A 25033-nucleotide genomic window follows, 5' to 3' on the forward strand; every position below is an offset into this window, starting at 1 on the left:
AATAAACCAACCGTTCTAAAACGCAAAAAGCGCCTGAGCAATAGGCGCTTTTGGTTCGAGGTTCGAGGTTCGAGGTTCGAGGTTCGAGGTTCGAGGTTCGAGGTTCGAGGTTCGAGGTTATTTAATCACGTTCTATTTCACGTGCAATTTTTTTACCGTTAATAATTATACCTTCAACTTCAATGCGTTGGTCATGAAGGTTATCTTCATTTAAGCCGTCATCAAACTCAGTATAAGCATCAATATGGATCAAGTTTCTATTTACAGTAAAGGTGCCTTTATCAGCAATACTTGATGCTATGCCTTTATCTTCAAACTCGCGCCATTGATTACCAGTCTCACCATCGAAGTCATTTTCAAATTCTATCTCACGAGCAATACCATTTACGGCAGTAACTTCAACCATCACCCCAATATTTAAATTTGCTTTCGTGCCGTCTTCAAAATAAGTTGAACCTGTTACCATAAAACGACCGCGAGCGTTTAATTCAAACTGAGACTTATCATTACTAACCCAGGTTACAACACCTTCGATTTCATTATCATTATCAGATGCATCGTAAGTTTCAACGTCCACTTCAGAGGCGTCAAAGGTGTCACCAACCATTTGACCTTTAACTTCTACCCACTGACCATTTTGTAATGTTGCATTATCTTCAATTCTAGCATTGCTATAATCAACATTTGTTCCAGCACCAAGATTAAATTGAATATCCGTCAAATTCGAAATTTGCCCTTCAATCTCATAATGATTAGCAATACCTTCATGCTCAAATTTCACCACTGAAAGTACTTTATAGCCCAAACCAGTTTCAGTCGCTTGGGGTAATGATGACACCATCACCCAATCATTAACGTCAATATTTTGATCAAGACTAAAGGTTAATGTTGCGCCATTAATGACAAATGTTGAGTTAGCACGATCAATATGAGTAACCATACCAACCATAGTTGGCTCTAATTGCACTAAAGCACCGGCTTTTGATGAAGTAGAAATAGCTACCATCATATTTTTTTGCAGATCTTTTATTGAGTACTGAGTATCCGCACCATACGCGACAGATGCCACATCGTAACTATAACCGTTAACTTCAATGGTGTTCGCTGAAACATTCACTGCATTAATTGTACCTTGAACGGCTAGAGGCTTGGTCTCAACAGGTGGCTGAGGTGAACCACTATCATCACCGCCGCCACCACCACAACCCGTAAGAATTAGACCAATCAGTGCTGCCAGTGTGATTTTGTTCATGAATACAGACCTTTTTATTAATAAATTATGAATATTGTTTTATTGGTAAGTATACTAAAACGCCAAACGTGAAATATTCGTGAAGAGTCTAACTAAAAAGATGAAAATTCTTATTGTTGATGATAACCATCAAATTGTTGAAACGATTGCCGATTACTTAGAGCTAGAAGGGATGACGGCAGATTGCGCTTATCATGGTCAAGCCGCGTTAACTTTTATTGAAAATAACCATTATGACGTCATCATCATGGATATTATGATGCCTAAAATAGATGGTATTGCTGCCGTTCAAAAAATTCGTAACGATCTATATTGTGGCACTCCTATTCTCTTTTTAACCGCCAAAGATACCCTAGACGATAAAGTTGCCGCTTTTAAAGCTGGTGGTGATGATTATTTATTAAAACCTTTTGCAATGGAAGAACTGTGCCTACGACTTCGTGCCTTAGCTAACCGTGGGCCTCGTCAAGATATTGGATTATTAAAATATGCCGATCTGGTGATGAATAACCGCAGTGATGAAGTCAGTCGTGATGGGAAAACGATTAAACTTAGCCGCATTCAATTTAAAATTCTTAAAGTTTTATTGCATCACGCTCCTAATATTGTGACTCGTCAGCAAGTCATTGACGCGGTCTGGGGCGAAGAGTCCCCCTCTAGCGATGCCCTGCGCAGCCATATTTATGGCTTACGCAATGCCATTGATAAAAACTTCACTACTTCACGATTAGAGACGATTCATGGACAAGGTTACCGCATCAAAACTGCCTAGTTTTCCTAGTATTTATCGAAAAGTCAGTTTAAGTTTTGGGTTAATGACTTTTGGCATGTTTATTTTATTCTGGGCTGTTATTTATGTCGCAGAAAACCAACTAGAAGTGATCAGTCTTCATCATTGGCTAGATAAAGAATCAAGCCAATATGTTATCGACTATAAAACAATGGGTGATGATGCACCGCTGCCAAACAATAGTGAATTTAAGAGCTATTGGAGTGAACGTTCGTTACCTGATTGGCTAAAAAGATATAACCAACCCGGGTTTTTTGAACATTTACGAGGTACTGAAGATAAACATTTTTTAGTGTTTGATCATCCTTCAGGTCGTGGGCTAATGTACGTTGTCTATCAAGATGATGCCGATGATTACCTTGATGATTATGAAGATAACCTGCATTATTTCACGTTTATATTTGGCTTATTATTATCATTCGTCATGGGAAGCTATAGTTTTTATTTTATACGCTCACTATCGCAACCATTAGCAAAAATAGATCAAAAAATTCGTCAAATGCCCCCTGACCAACCCAATTTTGAAGTTGAAACTCAATTTCGTGAAACGCGAAAGATTGAACAAGCATTACTTGATAGTAAAAATAACATTGCTGGTTTTTTTCGACGTGAAAAAGAATTTAGCCGTTTTGCATCCCATGAGCTAAGAACCCCGATAATGATCATTCAAGGTTCGACAGATTTACTCAATAAAGTTCCCAATCAACCTAATGTCGCAAAAAAAGCCATCAATAGATTATATCAAGCCAGTGCTGATATGCGGATACTCACTGAAACCTTCTTATTATTAGGTAAAGAATCGATTGAAAGCCATCACTTTAGTCACTGTGATTTAGCACATGAACTCCGCCAACAATTATTGATAATGGAACCCTTATTTGCCAAACAGGATGCCAGCTACTATCTTGAGATCAATCACTCAGCCACAATTAGTGCGCCGTCAAGTTTCATCACTATCATTATTAATAATCTGATAAAAAATGCCTTTAGCTATAGCATTGGCGATATAGAAATAAAACTAGCCCATGATCGCCTTACTATTATCAACCGCCATGATGGTAATGAAATTTATAATCAGGGCTATGGCTGTGGATTAGTGATAGTGCAGAGAATTTGTGAACGTATGCAATGGGCATTTACAGTGACAGATAATGAGGTAACATTTACTGCTGAAGTGGTTTTTTTAGCTTCAAAATAATCAAATAAGGAGGAAGGGATGCTTACTTATATAAAATGGTTTTGTGGCGTTATCTTATTAAGCATAACGGCAGGCTGTACAACAGGAAAACCCAATAATGTTCAACCAGTGACTAATTTTGATATCAATCGTTATTTAGGACAATGGTATGAAATAGCACGATTAGACCACAGCTTTGAACGAAACTTAGATCAAGTTACCGCCATTTATAGTTTAGAAACTAATAATACAATTAAAGTTATAAACAGTGGTTTTAATAGTGTTAATCAACAATGGCAACAGGCACAAGGCAAAGCTAAATTTGTTGACCAACCAAATCTTGGCCATCTTAAAGTATCTTTCTTTGGCCCTTTTTATGGCAGCTATATTATCTTTGCACTTGAAGATGATTATTCAGCCGCATTAGTCAGTAGCTATAATTACGACTATCTATGGATATTATCACGAAGCAAAAAACTCGATCCTGTGATACTCGAACGTTATCTTAATCGCGCTAAACTTGCAGGATTTGAGATTGAGAAGCTCATTTACCCACAGCAATAACAGAGAAATCAGTAACGACTAATATTCATCAATACATTAGGCATTACTGTGCTAATGCCTAATTAAAAAGATGAAAGCCTTGTGATAATGCAACAACCGCAGATAACGAGCAAAGTCCTAACACACCATATTGCATTACTTGTTTTTTAACTTTATTACGCACACGATAAGCAAGCAAGCTCGCTATAATAGGTGCAGGTAACAACCAGACAATCGTATTGAAATCAGCCATCGAAAAACGGCCAGAGAAATGTAGCGCAGTCAGTGATACAATATTCGTCAAACAAAAAAATGCAGCTAAGTTTGCTCGAATTTTTTCAGGTTCTTCATTTTGCATTAGTAAAGCAATAACGGGTCCACCGATACCTGTAGTGGTGCCAGTGATCCCTGAAATAAAACCACCAATAAATAAATTACGAGGTGTGGGAGCTAAACGTAACTTTGCAAAGCTCAATATAACCGCCCCTAATACCGTTACACCCAGCATAATTTCCAATTGATCAGTAGAGATCACCATTAATACATAAGCGGCAATAAAGATACCGGGCAAACGCCCTAAAAAAGCAAAAACCAAAAAACGAAGCGATAAAGCGTGACGATATTGATACCACACAATTGCGGACATAAACATGCCAATAAAAATGATTGCGCACGGCATTAATCGTGGTTCAAGCAGAAGAATAAAAGGACCAACAAGGACCCCCATACCAAAACCAATCGTACTCTGAATGAAACACCCGCCAATAAAAACCAGCAAGCAAGTAATAAAAATAACAGGATCCATAACATTCTTATAAGGGGAAATTCCCTTTTAGATCCTACACTTTATTTTTACCCATAAAGAACAATTAACACTTAACAAATGCAAGCTTAGATTGATAAGCACTCTTATCAAGTTTTGCTTAAGTGACTGAGCTAAACATTTTTAAACCATGTTAAAGCATCATTAAATGCCATCGGTTTAGCAAAATAGAATCCTTGGCAGATATGAATACCACACTGCTGCACAAACTGTTTTTCTGCTTCGTTTTCAACCCCTTCAGCAACTAATATACAACCTGTCACTTCACTTATTTTAGCCAGCAGCTGATATAAGTTTTTTTCACGATCGTGTTCGATATTGCCCAATAAAGCGCGATCTAACTTTACTTTATCAAAGTTAAACTTCAATAAATGAGGGAAAGACGCATAACCCGAACCAAAATCATCAATGGCAACCGTTATTCCTAATCCTTGCAATACCTCAATATTTTCTGATACCTGTTTGTCATCTTCAAGTATGGCTTCTTCTGTTATTTCTATTTCTAAATTCAACGGTGAAATAGAATAAAAACTTAAGCGTTCCACAAGATAGGCAATAATATGTTTATCTGACATTGTTTCAGCAGAAATATTAACTGCAATTTTGCAGCCATTATCAAGAGGCATTTTTTGCATGTCTTTTAGCACTAAATCAATAACCATTTTATCCAGTTGCTTCATCGCTCCGATTTGTTGAAAATCTTGAATAAATAATGGTGGTAATATTTTACCATCGACATCTTTATAACGAATCAGTGACTCAAACGATAATCCTTTATCATCATTTAAATTAATTTGAGGTTGATAAAACATCACAAACTCACCATGACTCAACATACGACTAACACGGCGGCTAATATCATGCTTACTCACATAACTCGCCATGGCTTGATTCACATCACCCAAAAATGATTTAAGCGTACTACGTCCAAGCTCATATTGCTGACTTATCGAGGTATTATTAGAACGACTTTTCCCTGCATAATGCAGATAAAATGGGCGGTAAATAATAATCCCAATAACAACCACAATTACCTGTAATATCACGCCAGAGACACTGTGCTGAGTGGCGACATAACCACTAAGAAAAGGAGGTGTCATCCATTCCACAATGGTTGTCACTGGGTGTACTAATCCAGATGATATCGCACCATATACCACCACAAAACTTACCAAAGGCACGCAAACAAAAGGGACAATTAATATTGGATTAAAAATAATCGGCAAACCAAACAGTAATAATTCATTGATATTAAAAATAACCAACGGCAATGCTGATAGTGCTAATGTGATATGTCGTCTTTCTTTTGAAAATAATAAAATACAAAACAGCAGACTGATCATATTTCCAGAGCCGCCCATCGATAAGAAAGCATCATAAAACCCCTGCCCTAGCACATTTAAAGGGGCTTCTCCTGCTTGCCAATCAGCAATATTTTGTTGAGTAACTTCAAATAATTGCTGCTTTGTTCTAAAAAGAAAATTATGTCCATTAATACCAATTGCACCTAATAAACCCAAAATAAATTGATAGGCTAAGCCGCCATAAAACGTCAATGGATTTGGAGCAATATAATTATGTATATTTTGACTAAACGAGATCACAATCTTAGTTAATTCTTCTAACCCTACGGTTAATAAAAGAAAACAAAAAAAATGTAATACATGCTTATACAGCGTACTAACAAAATCTAATCGAGAAGGATCGAGCGGAAAAAGACGAAAGGAAATACAGCATGATGCAGAAATAATAGCTGAAAGCAGTGCCACAAGTGGGTTATTAGGCAACCCGTTATGATCAGAGACTAAGCCATTGGGAACGGAGACTGCAATTAATAGTAATAGTGAATATGGCACAACAACCATAGCATTAACGCCATGTTTGGTGGCCAGATAGTAACTAGTGATTAAGCATAGTGCTATCGGGTAGATACCAATTAATAAATTAGAAAAATAAAAAAAATGATTAGCTAATTCACTTAGCTCAACCCACTTTAACGCATAACCAACAAATAATGTAATTGCATTACAAATAATTAAAGGCAGTAACAATAAAAAAACAATAGAAATATCACGGATATAATCGTTGTAATATGATTTTAATATTGATCTTTTGCTCATATATTCACAGTCACAATAGAAGGGGTCTGGATTATATAGAGCAATAGTAAATGCTCAAGCAAAAAGAGTGTAACGAGTTATTACTGTTCTAAAATAAAGCTAAAAAAATACACACATAATGTGTGTATTCTACCTAGCAATAGCGTTTAGCGTTTAGCGTTTACGCATTATTTTTTTCAAACTTCTGCATAAAATCAACCAATGCTTGTACGCCCTCTAAAGGCATCGCATTATAAATTGAAGCACGCATACCACCGACAACACGGTGGCCTTTCAATGCTTTTAAGCCAGCGGCATCGGCTTGAGCTAAAAATGCCTCATCAAGATTCGAGTTTTTCAATTGAAATGGTACATTCATGATTGAGCGGTTATCCGCATGAACATTATTAATGTAGAAATGAGAGTGATCAATAAAATCATACAATAATTTTGCTTTCGCAAGATTACGTTGTTCCATTGCAGCCACACCACCTACACTTTTAAGCCATTTAAATACTTCACCCGCTAAATACCATGCGAACGTCGGTGGAGTATTAAACATCGATTCTTTATCAACCAATACCGTATAATCTAAAATACTCGGTAAAATTGATTTAGCTTTGCCTAATAAATCATCACGCACAATAACAATGGTTAATCCTGCAGGACCAATGTTCTTTTGGGCACCAGCATAAATAACACCATATTTAGAGACATCAATTTGGCGAGATAAAATAGTGGATGACATATCAGCGACAATCGGTTTGTTCGTTATCGGTAAATCACGAATTTCTATGCCATCGATAGTTTCATTTGGACAAAAATGCACAAACGCAGCATCATCAGAAAGTGACCATTCTGTTGCAGGTAAAATGGCTTTTTTGCCCTCTTTTATACAGGTGATATCAACATTATTAGGCTGACAATATTTTGCTGCTTCTTCAACAGCACTGTGAGCCCAAAAACCACCATCCATATAATCTGCGGTGGTTGCTTCACCTAATAAATTAAGAGGCACAGCCGCAAATTGACCACGAGCGCCACCATGACAAAATAAGACATGGTAATTAGCAGGAATATTCAGTAAATCACGTAAATCTTGTTCTGATTGAGCGGCAACCGCAAGAAACTCTTTACTACGGTGGCTGATTTCCATAACGGAAGTGCCTAAACCCTGCCAGTTAATTAATTCTTGCTGGGCTTGCGCCATAACATCTGCGGGAATCATTGCCGGACCGGCACAAAAGTTATAAACCTTATCCATAATGTTGTACTTGCTCCTGCTCGAGTGACAAAATAAAAATTAACTGCTTCATAAAGCTAATAGCATCACAATCGGTACTACTTTTAGCATTACAAAACAGACAGTAAAGATAAATCTCAACATTGTGACAGATATCATTCATTTATTTTTACACCTTTATTGCGTAACTTTAAAGTGTTAATTAGCGATTCGTTGTTTATAAATATGTAGGCAAAAAAAAACGCAGCCATTTGGCTGCGTCTTGTTCAGAATAAAGCACTATAGGGCTTACTCTTGCTCGGTTGAATCACCTGATTCTGCATCTGTTGCTGGTAGTTCTGTATTTTCAACAGTCTCACCATCAACTAATTCAGCATCTTCAATTAATTCAACTTCTGCTGGCTCATCAATACGCTGTAAGCCAACAACTTTTTCGTCTTCAGCAGTACGAATAAGTGTAACACCTTGAGTATTACGACCTACACGGCTAACTTCAGCAACACGAGTTCGAACTAATGTACCACCATTGGTGATCATCATAAATTCGTCGCCGTCTTCAGCTTGAACAGCACCAACAACGCTACCGTTACGCTCAGAGACTTTAATTGAAACTACACCTTGAGTGGCACGGCTCTTCGCCGGGTACTCAGCAAGGCCAGTACGCTTACCATAACCATTTTCAGTTACTGTAAGAATATCACCTTCGTTGTGTGGCACAATTAGTGAAACAACTTTATCGCCTTCTGCAAGTTTGATACCACGCACACCAGCCGCAGTACGACCCATGCCGCGAACACCACCTTTCGCATTGCCTTCAGCATCAATCACTGGGCTTTCGTAGAAACGCACTACTTTACCGTATGCTGAGAACAGCATGATATCGCAGTCACCATCAGTAACATCAACACCAATCAATGAATCGCCTTCGCGTAGGTTTACGGCAATAATACCGGCACTACGAGGACGACTAAAGTCGGTTAATGGCGTTTTCTTCACCGTACCATCAGCGGTTGCCATAAAGACAAACTTGTCTTCTGTGTATTCACGCACAGGAAGAATCGCAGTAATACGCTCATCTTCTTCTAGTGGTAAAATATTCACAATTGGCTTACCACGAGCAGTACGGCTCGCTAATGGTAATTGGTATACCTTCAGCCAGTACATACGACCGCGGCTTGAGAAACATAGAATCGTGTCATGGGTGTTAGCTACCAACAAACGTTCAATGAAGTCTTCTTCCTTCATGCGCGTTGCTGCTTTACCTTTACCACCACGACGCTGTGCTTCGTAATCGCTTAGAATTTGATACTTAACATAACCTTCGTGAGAAAGCGTAACAACAACATCTTCTTTAGTGATCAGATCTTCTAAATCAATATCATTGCTTGCCGCTGTGATTTCAGTACGACGTTCATCGTTAAACTGTTCTTTCACTAGCTCTAATTCTTCACGGATCACTTCCATCAAACGCTCAGAGCTTGATAGAATAAACATAAGCTCAGCGATTTCTTCAAGAAGTTGCTTATATTCTTCAAGAATTTTGCCGTGCTCAAGACCCGTTAGCTTATGTAAGCGAAGGTCAAGAATAGCTTGTGCTTGTTGCTCAGTTAAGTGGTATAGATTATCACGAATACCAAATTGCTCTTCTAGCCAATCTGGACGCGCAGCATCAGTACCTGCACGCTCAAGCATCGCTGCAACATTACCTAACTGCCAGCCACGAGCAACAAGTGCTGCTTTAGCTTCTGCTGGTGTATTTGCATTACGAACTAATTCAATAATTTCGTCGATGTTTGCAAGAGCAAGCGCTAAACCTTCAAGAATATGAGCACGATCACGCGCTTTACGCAATTCAAAAATAGTACGACGCGTCACCACTTCACGGCGGTGATTAACGAAGCACTTAATCATTTCTTTAAGGTTAAAGATCTTTGGTTGGCCATTATCAAGCGCAACCATGTTGATACCAAATGTTGTTTGCAATTGCGTTTGAGCATAAAGATTGTTCAGAACAACTTCACCAACCGCATCACGCTTACATTCGATAACAATACGCATGCCGTCTTTATCAGACTCATCACGTAATGCGCTAATGCCTTCAACTTTTTTATCTTTAACAAGCTCAGCAATTTTTTCAATCAAACGCGCTTTGTTAACTTGATAAGGAATCTCATGAACAATAATGGTTTCACGACCATTCTTTTCAGTTTCGATTTCAGCTTTGGCGCGCATGTAAACTTTACCGCGACCAGTATGGTAAGCATCAACAATACCTTTACGGCCATTGATCATCGCAGCAGTTGGGAAGTCAGGGCCTGGAATATATTCCATTAGCTGATCAATAGTGATGCTCTCATCATTGATATACGCTAAACAACCGTCAATCACTTCGCCAAGATTATGGGGTGGTATATTCGTTGCCATACCTACCGCAATACCAGAAGAACCGTTCACTAATAAGTTAGGGATCTTTGTTGGTAAAACAGCTGGTATTTGCTCGGTTCCATCATAGTTAGGAACGTAATCAACCGTTTCTTTGTCTAAATCAGCCAATAATTCATGGGCAATTTTAGACATACGGACTTCGGTATAACGCATCGCAGCGGCAGAGTCGCCATCGATTGAACCGAAGTTACCTTGACCATCTACGAGCATGTAGCGAAGTGAGAACGGTTGCGCCATACGTACAATAGTATCGTATACAGCACTATCACCGTGTGGGTGATACTTACCGATAACATCACCTACCACACGGGCAGATTTCTTATATGCTTTATTCCAGTCATTGCCTAGCACATTCATCGCGAATAAAACGCGGCGGTGCACAGGCTTAAGGCCATCACGCACATCAGGAAGAGCACGACCAACGATAACTGACATCGCATAGTCGAGATAAGAGCTTTTCAGCTCCTCTTCAATATTTATGGGCGTGATCTCTTTTGCAAGATCGCTCATGGAGCCAATATCCCTCAGGTAATTTCTGTCGTATTTTTATACGTGCAAGGTGCAATAATATAGCATATTTCAGCCCTAATAGGCACACCTTTCACGACTTATGTTATGAGTAATTTAGCGGAATTTATAGAAAACAGAAACAAACATCGTCACATCTGAGGATTAATCACACATCACTGTTTATTTATTGTTCATTATACCAACTATCTTAAACTACTCTTTTTAACCTACAGAGTATGTAACCATTTGTAAAAACAAGATGTAACACCGCTTTATATATGGAACAGCTTAAAATTAACAAAATAAAATCAAAAATGCGACATTTGACCATTTATTCATCATTAATATTGCGCACACTATTGTCGATGATAAAACATAAGTACCACGAATATATTTTAATACTAGTAAAGATGTTGATGTTACAAATAACAATATCATTCAATTGAACATTCTATGCCACATTCGCATAGAGTCACTGAGGATAAAGTCATGGGTACAGCAATTAATGTGATTGGTCTATCAATCATTATTGGTAAATACATTCTAATGCTCATACTTGCGATTACCACCCTATTTGGCGGTATTTTCTCACCTGAACTCATTCCTGCAACAATTAGCAGTTTTAATGAGTAATTTGTGATATCGCCAAGTAATACTACTGTGCTTGGCGAGCCGCATCCTAACGATGATGGTCATCAGATTTTTCTATTTGTGTTTACTACAGTTATTCTTTGCATCGACTCGTTTATTTCGCATAATAGCCGTTATCAATTAAGGAAAATGGCACCACTAAAATGACCAAATCACGTAATGTTGACCTTGCAGAAATCGAAAAGTTTGAACAAATAGCTTCGCGTTGGTGGGATCTTGAAGGTGAATTTAAACCGCTTCACCAAATTAACCCTTTACGTTTAAATTATATCATTGACCATGCTAATGGTTTATTTGGCAAAAAAGTCCTCGATGTGGGTTGTGGTGGTGGCATTTTAGCTGAAAGCATGGCGATTGAAGGCGCCCATGTAACTGGACTTGATATGGGTAAAGAACCATTAATGGTCGCTAAGTTACATGCTTTAGAAACAGGTGCCAAACTTGACTATGTTCAATGTACGGCAGAAGAGCATGCTGAGCATCATCACCAAGCTTACGATGTCGTTACCTGTATGGAAATGCTTGAACATGTTCCGGATCCCGCATCGGTCATTGCTTCATGTGCAAAAATGGTCAAACCTGGCGGGCATGTGTTCTTTTCTACATTAAACCGTAATATTAAATCATATTTATTTGCAATTGTTGGCGCTGAACATGTCATGAAACTAGTACCGAAAGGTACCCATGATCATCAAAAGTTTATTCGCCCATCAGAACTCATCGCTATGGTAGATAAAACACCATTACAAGATCGTCATATTATTGGACTTCACTACAATCCTCTGACTAACATCTATAGTCTAGGTAATAACGTTGATGTGAATTATATCGTCCATACAATTAAACCAATGTAATTAATCCCGACTAATGTCACTATCAATATTAAAGGAGATCAGTTTTTCTCCTTTAGCTACATTCTACTAACAAACACCAAGCCTTTATTATTCTAGTGACCAAAAAAAACCAGTAAGATCAAGGGTTATTAATATCTTATTTAGCTAAAAATTCACCATTTCACTGACTCAAATTCGTTCTAAAAAAGCAATAAAAATAAATTTTATTTATCTAAAAAAATAACTGAAAAAGCATTGATTTTTACTATCTATTTGATGCTATTCGCTGCATCAGTGAGTTGGTACTAACTTTTTTATTGAAATCCCCATGTTATCCACAGCTGCTCAAAAAATACCATCTTGCAAAACCACGCATTCACCACTATCTTGTAAGCACTTTCGCTCAACACCCCAACATGTAGTGTTTTTGCCGAATAACAATATTTAAAATAAAGATCACATTCTTTGCTAATCTAATAGATAAATTGCAAAAAAATATCATCTGCAAGGAAAACTGGGAAAATAATAACAAATGACTCAACAACTAACAGTTACCAAGCGCAACGGCCGTAAAGAACTTATAGATCTCGACAAGATCCACCGTGTTATAGACTGGGCTGCAGAAGGCCTAGAAAATGTCTCGGTATCCCAAGTCGAACTCAAGTCACACATCCAGTTTTATGACGGTATTCGTACTGATGATATTCACGAAACTATCATTAAAGCTGCGGCAGATCTGATCTCAGAAGAAACGCCAGACTACCAATACCTTGCTGCTCGATTGGCAATTTTCCACCTTCGTAAAAAAGCCTATGGTCAATTTGAGCCACCAACATTATTTAACCATGTAAAAAACTTGGTTGAAAAAGGTAAGTACGATAGTCATCTACTTGACGATTACACCGAAGAAGAATTTGCAGTGATGGATACGTTTATCGATCACTGGCGCGACATGAATTTTTCTTATGCTGCGGTTAAACAACTTGAAGGTAAATACCTCGTTCAAAACCGAGTATCTGGTGAAATTTTTGAAAGTGCACAATTCCTGTATTTATTAATTGCAGCTGCATTATTTAATAAATATCCAAAAGAAACGCGTCTTGATTACATTAAGCGTTTTTATGATGCTTCATCAACATTCAAAATTTCATTACCTACACCGATTATGTCTGGTGTACGTACACCTACACGTCAATTTAGCTCATGTGTATTGATCGAATGTGATGATAGCCTTGATTCAATTAACGCAACAGCAAGCTCTATTGTACGCTATGTATCACAACGGGCAGGGATTGGGATTAATGCAGGTCGAATTCGTGCACTAGGATCTGAAATCCGTGGTGGTGAAGCATTCCACACTGGTTGTATCCCTTTCTACAAATACTTCCAAACAGCAGTTAAATGCTGTTCTCAAGGTGGTGTTCGTGGTGGTGCAGCAACATTGTTCTACCCTATTTGGCACCGTGAAGTTGAATCACTATTAGTGTTAAAGAATAACCGTGGTGTTGAAGAAAACCGTGTTCGTCATATGGACTACGGTGTACAAATCAACCGTCTAATGTATACCCGTTTGATCAAAGGCCAGAATATTTCATTATTCTCTCCTTCTGATGTTCCTGGGCTATACGATGCGTTTTTTGCAGACCAAGTTGAATTTGAACGCCTATATAACTTGTATGAGCAAGACGACAGCATCAAAAAACAATCGATCAAAGCAATCGAATTGTTTTCATTATTGATGCAAGAGCGTGCTTCAACAGGTCGCATCTATATTCAGAACGTTGACCACTGTAATACGCACAGTCCATTTGATCCTGCAATAGCGCCAATTCGTCAATCAAACTTATGCCTTGAGATTGCATTACCAACCAAGCCATTAAAGAATGTTGAAGACGAAAATGGTGAGATCGCATTATGCACATTATCTGCATTTAACTTAGGTGCGATTGATAGCTTAGATGACTTAGAAGAACTAGCAGAGCTGACGGTTCGTGCACTTGATGCACTATTAGATTATCAAGACTACCCATTACCAGCAGCACGCCGTTCGACCATGAATCGCCGTACTTTAGGTGTTGGTGTAATTAACTTCGCTTACTACCTCGCTAAACATGGCGTACGTTACTCTGATGGTAGTGCGAATAATCTAACCCATGAAGCTTTTGAAGCGATTCAATATTACTTATTGAAAGCATCGGTAAATTTAGCCAAAGAGCAAGGTCCATGTCCGTTATTTAACGAAACGACCTATGCCCAGGGTATTTTACCTATCGATACTTATAAAAAAGAAATCGATAATATTTGCAGTGCCGACTTACATTATGATTGGGAAACATTACGCGAAGAGATCAAAACTCATGGTCTGCGTAACTCAACCCTTTCTGCACTTATGCCATCAGAAACATCATCGCAGATTTCAAATGCGACTAATGGTATTGAGCCGCCACGTGGATACGTTTCCGTTAAAGCATCGAAAGATGGTATCCTCAAGCAAGTTGTTCCTGAGTTTGCTAAATACAAAGACAACTATGAGTTACTTTGGAACATTGGCAGCAACGATGGCTACCTACAACTTGTTGGCATTATGCAGAAGTTTATTGATCAGGCTATTTCAGCAAATACGAACTATGACCCAAGTAAGCAACCTGGCGGCAGAGTTCCAATGAAACTGCTATTAAAAGATCTGCTAAATGCTTATAAATTAGGTGTTAAGACACTGTACTACCATAACACTCGCGATGGCGCAGCAGACAGCCAAAGCGATCTAAGTGATGATGATTGTACAAGTTGTAAAATTTAAATATTAAAAGGGAGCCGATGGCTCCCCTTTGATTTGAGGATATCATGGCCTACAGTACTTTTTGTCAAACAAGCAACGATCAACTTAAAGAACCAATGTTCTTTGGGCAATCTGTTAATGTTGCGCGTTATGACCAGCAAAAATTTGAAATTTTTGAAAAACTTATCGAAAAACAGTTATCTTTCTTTTGGCGTCCAGAGGAAGTTGATGTATCGGGTGATCGCATTGATTACAATAATTTACCCGATCATGAAAAACATATTTTCATCAGTAATTTAAAATACCAAACATTACTTGATTCTATTCAAGGACGTAGCCCAAACGTCGCATTATTGCCAATCGTTTCACTGCCAGAATTAGAAACATGGATTGAAACATGGTCGTTTTCAGAAACGATCCACTCACGCTCTTACACACATATTATTCGTAACATTGTGAATAATCCGTCGATTATTTTTGATGATATTGTTCGTAACGAACACATCATTAAGCGTGCTGGTGACATTTCTAAATACTATGATGATTTAATCACAGCAACCAATGACTATCATCGTTACGGTGAAGGTCAGCATTCTGCCGATGGTATTGCTTTCACTGTTGATTTACATGAAATCAAAAAGAAACTGTACTTGTGCCTAATGTCAGTCAATGCATTAGAAGCGATCCGTTTCTATGTCAGCTTTGCATGTTCATTTGCTTTTGCTGAACGTGAAGTGATGGAAGGCAATGCGAAAATTATAAAGCTAATTGCACGTGATGAAGCATTACACCTAACAGGTACTCAACATATGTTGAACTTGTTGCGTAATGGCCATGACGATCCACAAATGGCAATCATTGCAGCAGAATGTGAAGAAGAATGTTTTAGCATCTTTAAAGCCGCAGCTGAGCAAGAAAAAGAGTGGGCTGAATACCTGTTCAAAGATGGCTCTATGATTGGCCTAAACAAAGAGATTTTGTGTCAATACGTTGAGTACATCACAAATCTACGTATGGCAGCAGTTGGTTTACGCTCTGCTTATGATGGTGCCAACCAAAATCCAATTCCATGGATCAACTCTTGGTTATCGTCAGATAACGTACAAGTTGCACCTCAAGAAGCCGAAATCAGCTCCTATCTTGTTGGTCAAATCGACAATGATATTAGCGCTGATGATCTTGGTGACTTTGAGTTGTGAGTCAACTAACCATTACGGTTAACGGTATTAAGGTTTGTGGTAATCGCCACGAACCTTTATTAACCCAGTTAGAAAAAGCCGGTATTAAACCTGAATATCAATGTCGCAATGGCATGTGTGGCGCTTGTCGTTGCAAACTCGTTTCAGGCACAGTAACTCAACCAGAAACATTGGCTTTTGTTGGCCCAAATGAAGTTTTAAGTTGTTGTTCAATACCACAACAAAATATTGAAATTAATTTTGATTACCAATTAAATACTCAACAACCTTTTAAAACTAAAATAGCCCTTTAACGTTATCTGATTATTTAGATCAAGATGAACAATAAAGAGCTATTTTTTATTGTTTGTAAGTGGTGTAACTAACTACTTCACACACATTACATGATAAACACCATCTTCAACTTCAGTCCCTTCCGTTTCATGTTCAAAGCCTGGGAATTCTTTATCCCAAATTTCTAAACTGTGCAAATAACCGATTTGAGGGCTATTGGCATCACCAAAGTTCTCACCAGACATTAGCATCGGAATACCCGGTGGATACGGAATAACAGCATTTGCAGCAATACGCCCTTGCAGTTTATTGGATGGCACCATTTCTACATTATCATCCACAATAGCTTCAAATGCAGCACGAGGAGTAATATCCGCTTTGGGTAACGTCGAATAAGCCGCATTCAACATTTCTGATGGGGTATGGGTTTTTAAATAAGTAAACATTTTGTCACCCAAATCTTTCAGCCCTAAATCACCATACACTTTCGGATGACTCGCAGCCAAATCAGGTAACACTGATTTTAATGGGGTATTGTTGTCATAATGGGTTTTAAAACTCAGCAAGGTATTAACTAAAGTCGCCCACTTACCTTTGGTTATCCCCATTGAGAATAAGAACATCACTTGAAAATCCGTGGTACGGGTTGGCACAATACCAAAACGGGTTAAATATTGGGTCACTAACGCGGCGGGAACACCAGTATCAAGTAACTTGCCATCATCCCCCATTCCTGGCGCTAAGATACTGACCTTAATCGGATCGAGCATGCACCAATCTTTAGGAATATCGTCAAAACCATGCCACTTATCACCCGGTTTCATGATCCAAAAATCTTGTGTTGTTGCTAATAATTCTGCAGGAGCATCCTCAAAACCATATTCAATCCCAGTATCAGGATCAATAATAGATTCTGCATTCCATGGTTTAAAGAACCAATCACCATCAGCGACAAACTCACGGTGTAAACGTCCCATTGCCTGACGATAATCTACCGCTTCTTTGATAACTTCATTGGTTAATGATTCACCACGGTTACCCGCCATTTGTGACACTGCAATATCATTTGAAACACTAATAGCATATAGTGGCGATGTAGTTGCATGCATCATGTATGACTGATTAAAGCGTTCAAAATTAATATGATCTTTACCATAGCGTACATGAATCCATGATGCTTGAGAAAGCGCATTTAATAATTTATGGGTTGAATGAGTGGCAAAAACCGTTGGCCCGTCATCTGGCATTTCTTGAGGCTCACCTCGCATAGCAAAATGATCGGTATAAATAGGGTTGAAACGTGCATAGCCATACCATGCTTCATCAAAGTGAATACGGTTACTACTCTCACTTAAAATATCTTGTGCACGCTTTGCGTTGTAACATAAACCATCATAAGTACAATTTGTAACAACAGCATATGTGGCCATTCCACCCGCAAGATCTTTTGTTAGTTCGCTACTTTGTGCCGATTTTTTTAACCCTTCAGGTGACATTTGATCGGGATAAATCGGACCAATAATGCCGTAGCGATTTCGGGTTGGCACCATATAAACAGGCAATGCCCCGGTTAACATCAACCCCTGTTCAATCGATTTATGGCAATTTCGATCACAAATTGCGAGCGTATTTTCGCGCATACAAATCTGCATGATAGTGCGATTAGCACCTGAAGTACCCGTTACCAAGGAATAAGATTTATCAGCACCAAAGACTTTGGCGGCATAGTCTTCACTTTCACCAAAAGCCCCCGTATGATCAAGTAATGATCCTAAAGAACCTCGCTCAATCCCCATATCTGAACGGAACAGCCCTTCACCATAATAATTATAAAACCGCTGACCTTCTGGTGTTTTAAGAAAACCGACACCGCCCTGATGACCGGGAGCTGCCCATGAATATTCATGAACACTGTCATATTTCATCATGGCATTTGCCAATGGTGGTAATAGCTGATCACGGTAACGTTGCATCGCTGCAATCGCACGCCCAGCCATAAAATCAGAGGTATCTTCTAAAATCCATGCAAACTCACTCACTAATGACATCAAGTGACGATCAACGGTTAAGGTCATTTTCTTACGTTCCGCGAGTAAGAAAACAGGGACTCCTTGTTGGCGTTGGTTTAATTTTTCAATCAAAGAAAAGAACATATCATTCTCTTCTTGTTGCTGCCCCGTCATGCTCGATGTCAACATAAAGCAATCAATGGCCATATTAACGTTTAGCATCGAATAACAATCATCGTAAGTAGATGCTTTGGCAACAATAATCGATTCATCTTCAAATTGTTCAACTAATCGATCGATAGCATTTGCAACCACACCTGTAGCTTGAGAGTTATCAAAAATTAGCACTCTCATATGCTTACCATAATTCAACATATACAATCCTTTAATATCAGAATAATAATTAAAATTTCGTTAATACTATAAAATTCACGATGACACTTTATTATTTAACGCTTCTCGACTAGCAATAAACCCATAGAAGAAATAACCAATTAAAGTGATGATAGCGCCATAAAATACCGCTTCCTCACCAGTAGAATAAGCACCATATATACTATAGAGCACTGCTACCGACCCAATAATAATACCGTTCTTATATTCTTTTTGATCAACATTACTTTGTCTCATAATTATTCCGAGCGCTGTTAATGCTAATACATAAGGCACCATATTTATAAATACGGCTAAATTCACTAATACGTTAAATTGCTTTAATAGTGTTGGTGAAATAGTCATAACGGCAAGTAACAATTCAAAGGCTAGCATAATCATCATGCCTTTAAATGGTGCGTCATACTTATTTACATCACCAAAGATTTTAGGGAATAAACGCATATCTGCGGCAACTTTCGATACTTGAGCATTAGTAAATTGCCAACCTAGTAGCGATCCTACACAAGCCATAATCGCCATAGCCGTAATAATTTCACCAACCAATGGACTAAACATTTGAGCAAAAACAAGTCCAAAAGGAGAGTCCGATTTTGCTAAAATCTCATTAGGAATAATTCCTTGAATAACTGTTGTAGAAGCAATATAAGTCGCCGCTGAAAACACCGTGGCCAACATACATGCAAGAGGAACATTACGTTTGGGGTTTTCTACTGTACCTGAGTTAGCACCTGCGGATTCAATACCTAAAAAAGCCCACAACGTCAGTGCCATACCTGAATATATCGCACTACCAACCGAGATATCATGCGGGTTCCAAGCTTCTTCAAAAACTTTTGCATCAAACCAAAACCAACCAATAATTGATAATCCCAGTACCGGAATGATAATACCCCACACTGTAATTGTAGATATTTGCCCGGTGATCTTAGCGCCTTTCACATTGGCAAACATAGTAATAATTAAAATGGAAATCACACCGACAAAAGTATGAATCGGAGTTTCTTTTAACCACGGAATAAAGTATTCCAAGTAACCAACACACGACACTGCAATAGCGACAGCACTAATAACAAGACACACATAGTAAGTATAAGAGGCAATAAAAAAACTGGATTTACCATGCGCTTTTTCAGCATAAGCAGACATACCGCCATCGTCAGTACAATACATACCACATTTAGCAAATGCATAGGCAATGGCTAAAGCTCCAATGGCTGTAACAACCCAAGCAAGTAGTGCGATCCCTCCTGTGGCAGCTAAACTGGAGGGCAATAATATTATCCCCGATCCCATCATATTAACGGTAACTATGGTCGTTAATCCCATTAGTCCCATTTTGTTACTATTTGAACTCATAGTGTAAACTACCTTATAGCTTAATTAATTATATTTAAAACCATATTATTAAAATGGTATTATCCATCACTGTGTTATATCGAAATAAGTATAATTTAAAAAATCAAGGTAGGTTTTTTTGTTAATGATATATTCTTATATTTTGACAAATATATAATTAAATAATATTTTTTTTGCGCATTTGAATTTTTTGAACTAGGTTAATTTGTTAATTGTTTAATAATCAACAATTAATACCCACAAAAAAAAAGCGTATAAAGGTAAATTTCCTTTATACGCCATAGTATATTTTTATTAAGTTTTTATTTTATTTTAAATGTCGCAATAATATCAGCGTTATTATTTTTAATACTTAATATATTATTATTAATGCTGTAGCTAGCAAATTCAGGTAACGCAGCTAAGAATGCTTGCTCTAACTCCATTCCTTCCATACACATTTTACGCGTTGACGCAGCTTGACCTACTGTTAGCGTTGTTGCTGTTTGTGCTTCTAATGCACCATGGAAATTATTACAGCCAGAAAAACCACTAACGCTATTTGTTGTAGCATCAAACTGAATAAAGGCATTATTACCACCAGCACCAGGCTGTACCGTTTGACCAGATAATGTCACTAGTTGCCATTGTGGACCAGCAAGTGTTGGTTGATTAGCTTGCGGAGCAGCATTCTGTGGGGGAGCTACACGATCTAATTTAACTTCTAATGGTTGTTTTGCATCAGTTGCAAACGGATCCATAGCCGACGTTGAAGTCATGATTAATTTATCATCAACTTTTACTGTGGCACGTACATTATAACGGTGATTCGCTTGTATTTTATTTGCGTCATAATTTAACGTAACGGGATAAGGTGGCGCACCTGCAATATCCATTGATTCAGTACTCAATGTTACTGATGGTGCATCTGCAAGAGACACATCTTCAAGAGCAACATTCAGCACCGCACCTGGTGGTAACATACGGCGATCTAAATAGATAACACTGACTTCTAATGGTTTCATATCGGCTTTTTCTGCTTTAACAACAGCTGTAGGTTGCTGAGGGGCCTTTACCGTTGCTTCATTATCATTACATGCTTGAAGCATCAGTGCTGATAATATTACTGATGTTGCTAATACTACTTTTTTTAGTTTGAAAGCCATTATTTTTCCTTAAATTTACATATGCTTATTTGAAGAAATTACGTTGCTTATTTTTGAGTGACTCATCATCAATATAAGCTTATTTTTAATTGTACAAGCGATGATTAGCCACTAAGTTGATTGAATGTTAGCACTTATCTTTGCAATAATACAGCATTCAAAATAACAAAAAAGCATACATAGTCGCAGTAATTATAAAATAACCATGCTATAGATGCTCACTTGCAACACGATCTAGTGACTCATAACACCCAAATATTTCTTTGCCTTGTAAATAGCGGCGCAACATATCAAACATAACCGTTGAGATGATCCAACGTCGATTATAATTACTATATTGACGCTTAAATATTAGCTGCTGACACCAACAACCATCAGGCGTTGTAAGGCCTAACATAAACCCACCTTCCGTTGATGATGGTCCTGTTGTTAATGTATATGTTGCAGGTGCATGCAAATGTAATCGTTGACCTCGTAATGCTATCAATGTTGAGAATTCAGCAGCACACGCATTATCGTCAATATCATCAGCCATCACTTCACTCACCGCTAATCGAGCACTCAATGAAGGTACATCTTGAAGCCAATTAATTGCAAATCCACCTGAGCTTTGTTCTGATAATGCTAACGTTGCATCATCAGCTAATAAGTCAGCAATGGCGTTCAGTAAACCCTCGCCTTCACCTACAACATTATCACCAAGCAGTTCAGCCATTTGTGCCAACAATATCGGCACCTGAGTGTCATTTTGTGGTGCAAATAATTTTATTTCGATAAAAGGTAATGATGAGCGATAACCTAAGCTGCATGTTTCAGGCAACGTTAACGCTTGAAACAAATCACTAATACCCGATTCAGATAGGCCATAAGTGTACAGACGATGACAAACTTTACTATCTGACACAGTAAACATAGTTTTCAAACGCGGCAAAATTTGTTCACTCACCATAATCTTAAATTCACTCGGTACACCCGGAGTGAAAAATAACCATGCACGATTTAACTGCATCATAAACCCACATGCAGTACCAACAGGATTATCAATTAGCTCAGCACCTTCAGGTAACATCGCTTGTTTAAGATTAGCAGCAGGCATAACACGTCCTACTTGTTGATATTTGGCTGTCATTTCAGCCACCCAAGCATTTGATTGTTCCAAACCAACATTGGCAGCCATTGCCGCAGACGCTGCTGTAAGATCATCTGATGTTGGCCCTAAACCACCATTCACAATCACAATATCAGCACTAAGGCTGCACATTTCTATTTCTTTGGCTAATGCTTCATAGTTATCACCCACAGTAACTCGGCGTGTCATCGCAAAGCCTTGTTCAAAAAACTGTGCCGATAACCATGCCGCATTAGTATCGGTAATATCGCCATACAATACTTCTTCACCTGTACTGATCATCACTACACTGAGCATGGTTATTATGTCCTATAAAAGATTATGAATTAATTACAGTTTATGCTGAACATCACGCCATGGACAGAATATTATGCATCATCATTATTATTGATTTATTTTTCACATCACCAAACTAAGTGTAAACAAATATTGACACAATAAAGATAAGTTGACAGTCATAATCTCTATCGTTAATGTAGCACTTAGCAGCAAATTACCGTTAATTTACGATTATATTCAGCTTAGAGAGAGTAAACGTGCGAATTACCCATCCTAATACAGCCTATCGATAGCCACAGTGGCTAAATCTAGGTGTAAACATTTTATAACACTTCATCTCGATTATGCCATTGTGGCCTGCTTTATATATAGGGAGCGACCACAGGTGTATTTATACCCCCTCCCAAGTTAAATTTTTATCCTTCAGGGAGCGACATAATCATGTCTTTAAATAAAACATTCGGCAGTATGCTGATTATTGCAGGCACCACGATAGGTGCAGGTATGTTAGCCCTTCCTCTGGCATCTGCTGGGTTAGGATTTACCACCGCCACTATGATTATGGTGGGTATTTGGGCATTAATGACCTACACCGCATTATTAATGCTAGAAGTCCATCAACATGCAGATCCTTCTGCAACTTTAAATACGCTCGCTTACGAATTATTGGGTCGTAAAGGGCAAACCATCGCAACATTAGCAATGTTTTTCTTATTCTACGCATTATGTGCCGCTTACATTGCTGGTGGTGGTAGCCAATTAAGTGAAAAATTATCAAGCTGGTCAGGCACGACAATTGCTCCTCAAATTGGTGCCGTTATTTTCACGATTGCGATTGCCAGTGTAGTATCAATCGGAACACACAGTGTTGATATGGTTAACCGTGTTCTATTTACAGCAAAAGTCATTGCTCTTGCAGTCATGTTGGGGTTATTACTGCCCTACGTTCAAGGACAGCATCTGGTTGAGATGCCAGTAGAAAAAGGATTAATTCTGTCAGCCTTGCCTGTTATTTTCACTTCTTTTGGCTTTCACGGTAGCATTCCTTCAATTGTTCGTTACATTGGCATTGATATCAAAGCATTGAAGAAAATCATGATCTTTGGATCTGCATTGCCACTCACCGTATATATCTTATGGCAGTTAGCCAGCCAAGGCATTATGGGGCAACCACAATTAATGGCGAATAGTACGCTTGGTGCATTTATTGGTAGCTTAAGTGAATTACTTCATAATCCAATGGTGGGACAATCAGTTTCTATCTTTGCAGACCTTGCTCTAGCAACATCTTTTCTTGGTGTAAGTTTAGGTTTGTTTGATTTTTTAGCTGACACACTTAATCGTGGTAATCATCTTTCAGGCCGTGGGCAAACCGCTTTAATCACATTTTTGCCTCCACTAGCTTTTGCTGTGTTCTACCCTCAAGGGTTTATTATGGCATTAGGTTATGCTGCTATTTCCCTCGTGATTTTGGCTATCTTTTTACCTGTAGCGATGGTTCGTGCACAACGAAAAGCACAACATGCAACAAATACTGTATCAGGCTATATTGTTAAAGGTGGTTCATTTTCTTTGGGGATAATAACCATTATCGGTATTATTATTATTACCGCTCAGTTATTGCAAATGGTTGGAGTAATACCAGCTGTTGGTTAATTATATTACTTGATTATTACTATTTTAACAGTAATCGTCAGATAGGCTCCTATACTTTAATATATTGAAGTATAGGAGCAACGTCATATTTAAAAATATAATCTAATTTCAGGAAGGCCTATCTATCTGCAAATTTATACGAGCGAAAAAATGATATAAATAACGTTTATTTAATCTACGTAAGAAATGGGAAAACGCTCCATCTATATGAAGCTACATTTCATTGAGTAGATACAATGGCTGTTAAAAGCTCGATAAAAGAGACATATCACGCGATTAGAGAACAACATATTCCTCTTCACCTTGATCAGTTCTGTTTAAGATTTAATTATCGGCGCCAAGTTAACGATATATTCAATTCACTGATTAAATGCGGTACACAATCACCACCAATACCAAAGAAGTTATTAACATTGACTGAGTCACAATGATAATCAAGTAAGACT

Annotated in this window: 19 protein-coding genes and 1 pseudogene; 10 read left to right on the forward strand and 10 right to left on the reverse strand. The window is 38.2% G+C overall.

Annotated elements, in window-relative coordinates; translation table 11 throughout:
* Window positions 1-121: 121 nt before the first annotated feature.
* Complete coding sequence (locus CZ809_RS07085; RefSeq protein ID WP_080156729.1) at window positions 122-1252, reverse strand: DUF5666 domain-containing protein; 1131 nt, start codon at window positions 1250-1252, stop codon at window positions 122-124.
* A gap of 100 nt (window positions 1253-1352) precedes the next feature.
* Between CZ809_RS07085 and CZ809_RS07090 the strand changes: the two genes are divergently transcribed.
* From CZ809_RS07090 to CZ809_RS07100, 3 genes are read left to right on the forward strand one after another with little or no spacing between them, the layout of a single operon-like run.
* Window positions 1353-2024, forward strand: a complete 672-nt coding sequence (locus CZ809_RS07090) for a response regulator transcription factor (RefSeq protein ID WP_080156730.1) — start codon at window positions 1353-1355, stop codon at window positions 2022-2024.
* Window positions 1993-3240, forward strand: coding sequence for a sensor histidine kinase (locus CZ809_RS07095; RefSeq protein ID WP_080156731.1), 1248 nt, complete (start codon window positions 1993-1995; stop codon window positions 3238-3240). Before CZ809_RS07090 ends, CZ809_RS07095 begins: the two co-directional genes overlap by 32 nt.
* Before the next feature lie 18 nt (window positions 3241-3258).
* Window positions 3259-3783, forward strand: a complete 525-nt coding sequence (locus CZ809_RS07100) for a lipocalin family protein (protein WP_080156732.1) — start codon at window positions 3259-3261, stop codon at window positions 3781-3783.
* Between the two features lie 58 nt (window positions 3784-3841).
* Here the strand turns inward: CZ809_RS07100 and CZ809_RS07105 are convergent, their stop codons facing one another.
* The 5 genes from CZ809_RS07105 to gyrA all read right to left on the reverse strand — a co-directional run bounded on the left by CZ809_RS07105 (window position 3842) and on the right by gyrA (window position 10882).
* Complete coding sequence (locus CZ809_RS07105; protein WP_080156733.1) at window positions 3842-4567, reverse strand: sulfite exporter TauE/SafE family protein; 726 nt, start codon at window positions 4565-4567, stop codon at window positions 3842-3844.
* Window positions 4568-4698: 131 nt separating this feature from the next.
* A complete protein-coding gene (locus tag CZ809_RS07110) occupies window positions 4699-6705 on the reverse strand; it encodes an EAL domain-containing protein (RefSeq protein ID WP_080156734.1) in 2007 nt (668 codons plus the stop codon).
* A gap of 160 nt (window positions 6706-6865) precedes the next feature.
* Window positions 6866-7948, reverse strand: a complete 1083-nt coding sequence (gene serC, locus CZ809_RS07115) for a 3-phosphoserine/phosphohydroxythreonine transaminase (protein WP_080156735.1) — start codon at window positions 7946-7948, stop codon at window positions 6866-6868.
* On the reverse strand, window positions 7941-8090 hold the full coding sequence (locus tag CZ809_RS21165; protein ID WP_159447939.1) for a hypothetical protein: 150 nt from the start codon (window positions 8088-8090) through the stop codon (window positions 7941-7943). Before CZ809_RS21165 ends, serC begins: the two co-directional genes overlap by 8 nt.
* Before the next feature lie 125 nt (window positions 8091-8215).
* Window positions 8216-10882 carry a DNA topoisomerase (ATP-hydrolyzing) subunit A gene (gene gyrA, locus CZ809_RS07120; RefSeq protein ID WP_080156736.1) on the reverse strand — a complete coding sequence of 889 codons (2667 nt, stop codon included), beginning with the start codon at window positions 10880-10882 and terminating at the stop codon, window positions 8216-8218.
* 489 nt (window positions 10883-11371) lie between these two features.
* Here gyrA and CZ809_RS21250 point away from each other — a divergent pair, with 489 nt between their 5' ends.
* From CZ809_RS21250 to yfaE, 5 genes are all read left to right on the forward strand, one after another.
* A complete protein-coding gene (locus tag CZ809_RS21250) occupies window positions 11372-11515 on the forward strand; it encodes a hypothetical protein (RefSeq protein WP_162841596.1) in 144 nt (47 codons plus the stop codon).
* Window positions 11516-11676: 161 nt separating this feature from the next.
* The gene (gene ubiG, locus CZ809_RS07125; RefSeq protein ID WP_080156737.1) at window positions 11677-12387 is read left to right on the forward strand and encodes a bifunctional 2-polyprenyl-6-hydroxyphenol methylase/3-demethylubiquinol 3-O-methyltransferase UbiG; all 711 of its coding nucleotides are present in this window, start codon (window positions 11677-11679) and stop codon (window positions 12385-12387) included.
* Between the two features lie 511 nt (window positions 12388-12898).
* Complete coding sequence (nrdA, locus tag CZ809_RS07130; RefSeq protein WP_080156738.1) at window positions 12899-15166, forward strand: class 1a ribonucleoside-diphosphate reductase subunit alpha; 2268 nt, start codon at window positions 12899-12901, stop codon at window positions 15164-15166.
* A 44-nt stretch (window positions 15167-15210) separates the two neighbouring features.
* Entirely contained in the window at window positions 15211-16344 is a 1134-nt protein-coding gene (gene nrdB, locus CZ809_RS07135; RefSeq protein WP_080156739.1) for a class Ia ribonucleoside-diphosphate reductase subunit beta, read from the forward strand.
* Window positions 16341-16637, forward strand: a complete 297-nt coding sequence (gene yfaE, locus CZ809_RS07140) for a class I ribonucleotide reductase maintenance protein YfaE (RefSeq protein ID WP_080156740.1) — start codon at window positions 16341-16343, stop codon at window positions 16635-16637. Before nrdB ends, yfaE begins: the two co-directional genes overlap by 4 nt.
* Window positions 16638-16709: 72 nt before the next feature.
* On the opposite strand, the gene adiA is transcribed toward yfaE, so the two are convergent.
* The 4 genes from adiA to CZ809_RS07160 form a co-directional block, all read right to left on the reverse strand.
* On the reverse strand, window positions 16710-19001 hold the full coding sequence (gene adiA, locus CZ809_RS07145; protein WP_080156741.1) for an arginine decarboxylase: 2292 nt from the start codon (window positions 18999-19001) through the stop codon (window positions 16710-16712).
* 54 nt (window positions 19002-19055) lie between these two features.
* Window positions 19056-20378: a putrescine-ornithine antiporter gene (gene potE / locus CZ809_RS07150; protein ID WP_080156742.1), complete on the reverse strand. Its 1323-nt coding sequence runs from the start codon at window positions 20376-20378 to the stop codon at window positions 19056-19058.
* 302 nt (window positions 20379-20680) lie between these two features.
* On the reverse strand, window positions 20681-21523 hold the full coding sequence (locus tag CZ809_RS07155; RefSeq protein WP_080156743.1) for an META domain-containing protein: 843 nt from the start codon (window positions 21521-21523) through the stop codon (window positions 20681-20683).
* Window positions 21524-21731: 208 nt separating this feature from the next.
* On the reverse strand, window positions 21732-22949 hold the full coding sequence (locus CZ809_RS07160; RefSeq protein WP_080156744.1) for a CinA family nicotinamide mononucleotide deamidase-related protein: 1218 nt from the start codon (window positions 22947-22949) through the stop codon (window positions 21732-21734).
* Between the two features lie 423 nt (window positions 22950-23372).
* Between CZ809_RS07160 and CZ809_RS07165 the strand changes: the two genes are divergently transcribed.
* Window positions 23373-24587 (forward strand): aromatic amino acid transport family protein, encoded by a 1215-nt coding sequence (locus tag CZ809_RS07165; RefSeq protein ID WP_080156745.1) that lies wholly within the window; start codon window positions 23373-23375, stop codon window positions 24585-24587.
* Window positions 24588-24769: 182 nt separating this feature from the next.
* Window positions 24770-25018, forward strand: a pseudogene (locus tag CZ809_RS21365) (IS1595 family transposase); the annotation flags it as partial.
* Window positions 25019-25033: the final 15 nt, after the last annotated feature.

The sequence above is a fragment of the Photobacterium piscicola genome (assembly GCF_900166965.1).
GTDB classification, from domain to species: domain Bacteria; phylum Pseudomonadota; class Gammaproteobacteria; order Enterobacterales; family Vibrionaceae; genus Photobacterium; species Photobacterium piscicola.

Coding starts and splice junctions, on each gene's coding strand:
- CZ809_RS07085 (WP_080156729.1), bottom strand. CDS start 1,252: ATGAACAAAATCACACTGGCAGCACTGATTGGTCTAATTCTTACGGGT.
- CZ809_RS07090 (WP_080156730.1), top strand. CDS start 1,353: ATGAAAATTCTTATTGTTGATGATAACCATCAAATTGTTGAAACGATT.
- CZ809_RS07095 (WP_080156731.1), top strand. CDS start 1,993: ATGGACAAGGTTACCGCATCAAAACTGCCTAGTTTTCCTAGTATTTAT.
- CZ809_RS07100 (WP_080156732.1), top strand. CDS start 3,259: ATGCTTACTTATATAAAATGGTTTTGTGGCGTTATCTTATTAAGCATA.
- CZ809_RS07105 (WP_080156733.1), bottom strand. CDS start 4,567: ATGGATCCTGTTATTTTTATTACTTGCTTGCTGGTTTTTATTGGCGGG.
- CZ809_RS07110 (WP_080156734.1), bottom strand. CDS start 6,705: ATGAGCAAAAGATCAATATTAAAATCATATTACAACGATTATATCCGT.
- serC (WP_080156735.1), bottom strand. CDS start 7,948: ATGGATAAGGTTTATAACTTTTGTGCCGGTCCGGCAATGATTCCCGCA.
- CZ809_RS21165 (WP_159447939.1), bottom strand. CDS start 8,090: ATGAATGATATCTGTCACAATGTTGAGATTTATCTTTACTGTCTGTTT.
- gyrA (WP_080156736.1), bottom strand. CDS start 10,882: ATGAGCGATCTTGCAAAAGAGATCACGCCCATAAATATTGAAGAGGAG.
- CZ809_RS21250 (WP_162841596.1), top strand. CDS start 11,372: ATGGGTACAGCAATTAATGTGATTGGTCTATCAATCATTATTGGTAAA.
- ubiG (WP_080156737.1), top strand. CDS start 11,677: ATGACCAAATCACGTAATGTTGACCTTGCAGAAATCGAAAAGTTTGAA.
- nrdA (WP_080156738.1), top strand. CDS start 12,899: ATGACTCAACAACTAACAGTTACCAAGCGCAACGGCCGTAAAGAACTT.
- nrdB (WP_080156739.1), top strand. CDS start 15,211: ATGGCCTACAGTACTTTTTGTCAAACAAGCAACGATCAACTTAAAGAA.
- adiA (WP_080156741.1), bottom strand. CDS start 19,001: ATGTTGAATTATGGTAAGCATATGAGAGTGCTAATTTTTGATAACTCT.
- potE (WP_080156742.1), bottom strand. CDS start 20,378: ATGAGTTCAAATAGTAACAAAATGGGACTAATGGGATTAACGACCATA.
- CZ809_RS07155 (WP_080156743.1), bottom strand. CDS start 21,523: ATGGCTTTCAAACTAAAAAAAGTAGTATTAGCAACATCAGTAATATTA.
- CZ809_RS07160 (WP_080156744.1), bottom strand. CDS start 22,949: ATGCTCAGTGTAGTGATGATCAGTACAGGTGAAGAAGTATTGTATGGC.
- CZ809_RS07165 (WP_080156745.1), top strand. CDS start 23,373: ATGTCTTTAAATAAAACATTCGGCAGTATGCTGATTATTGCAGGCACC.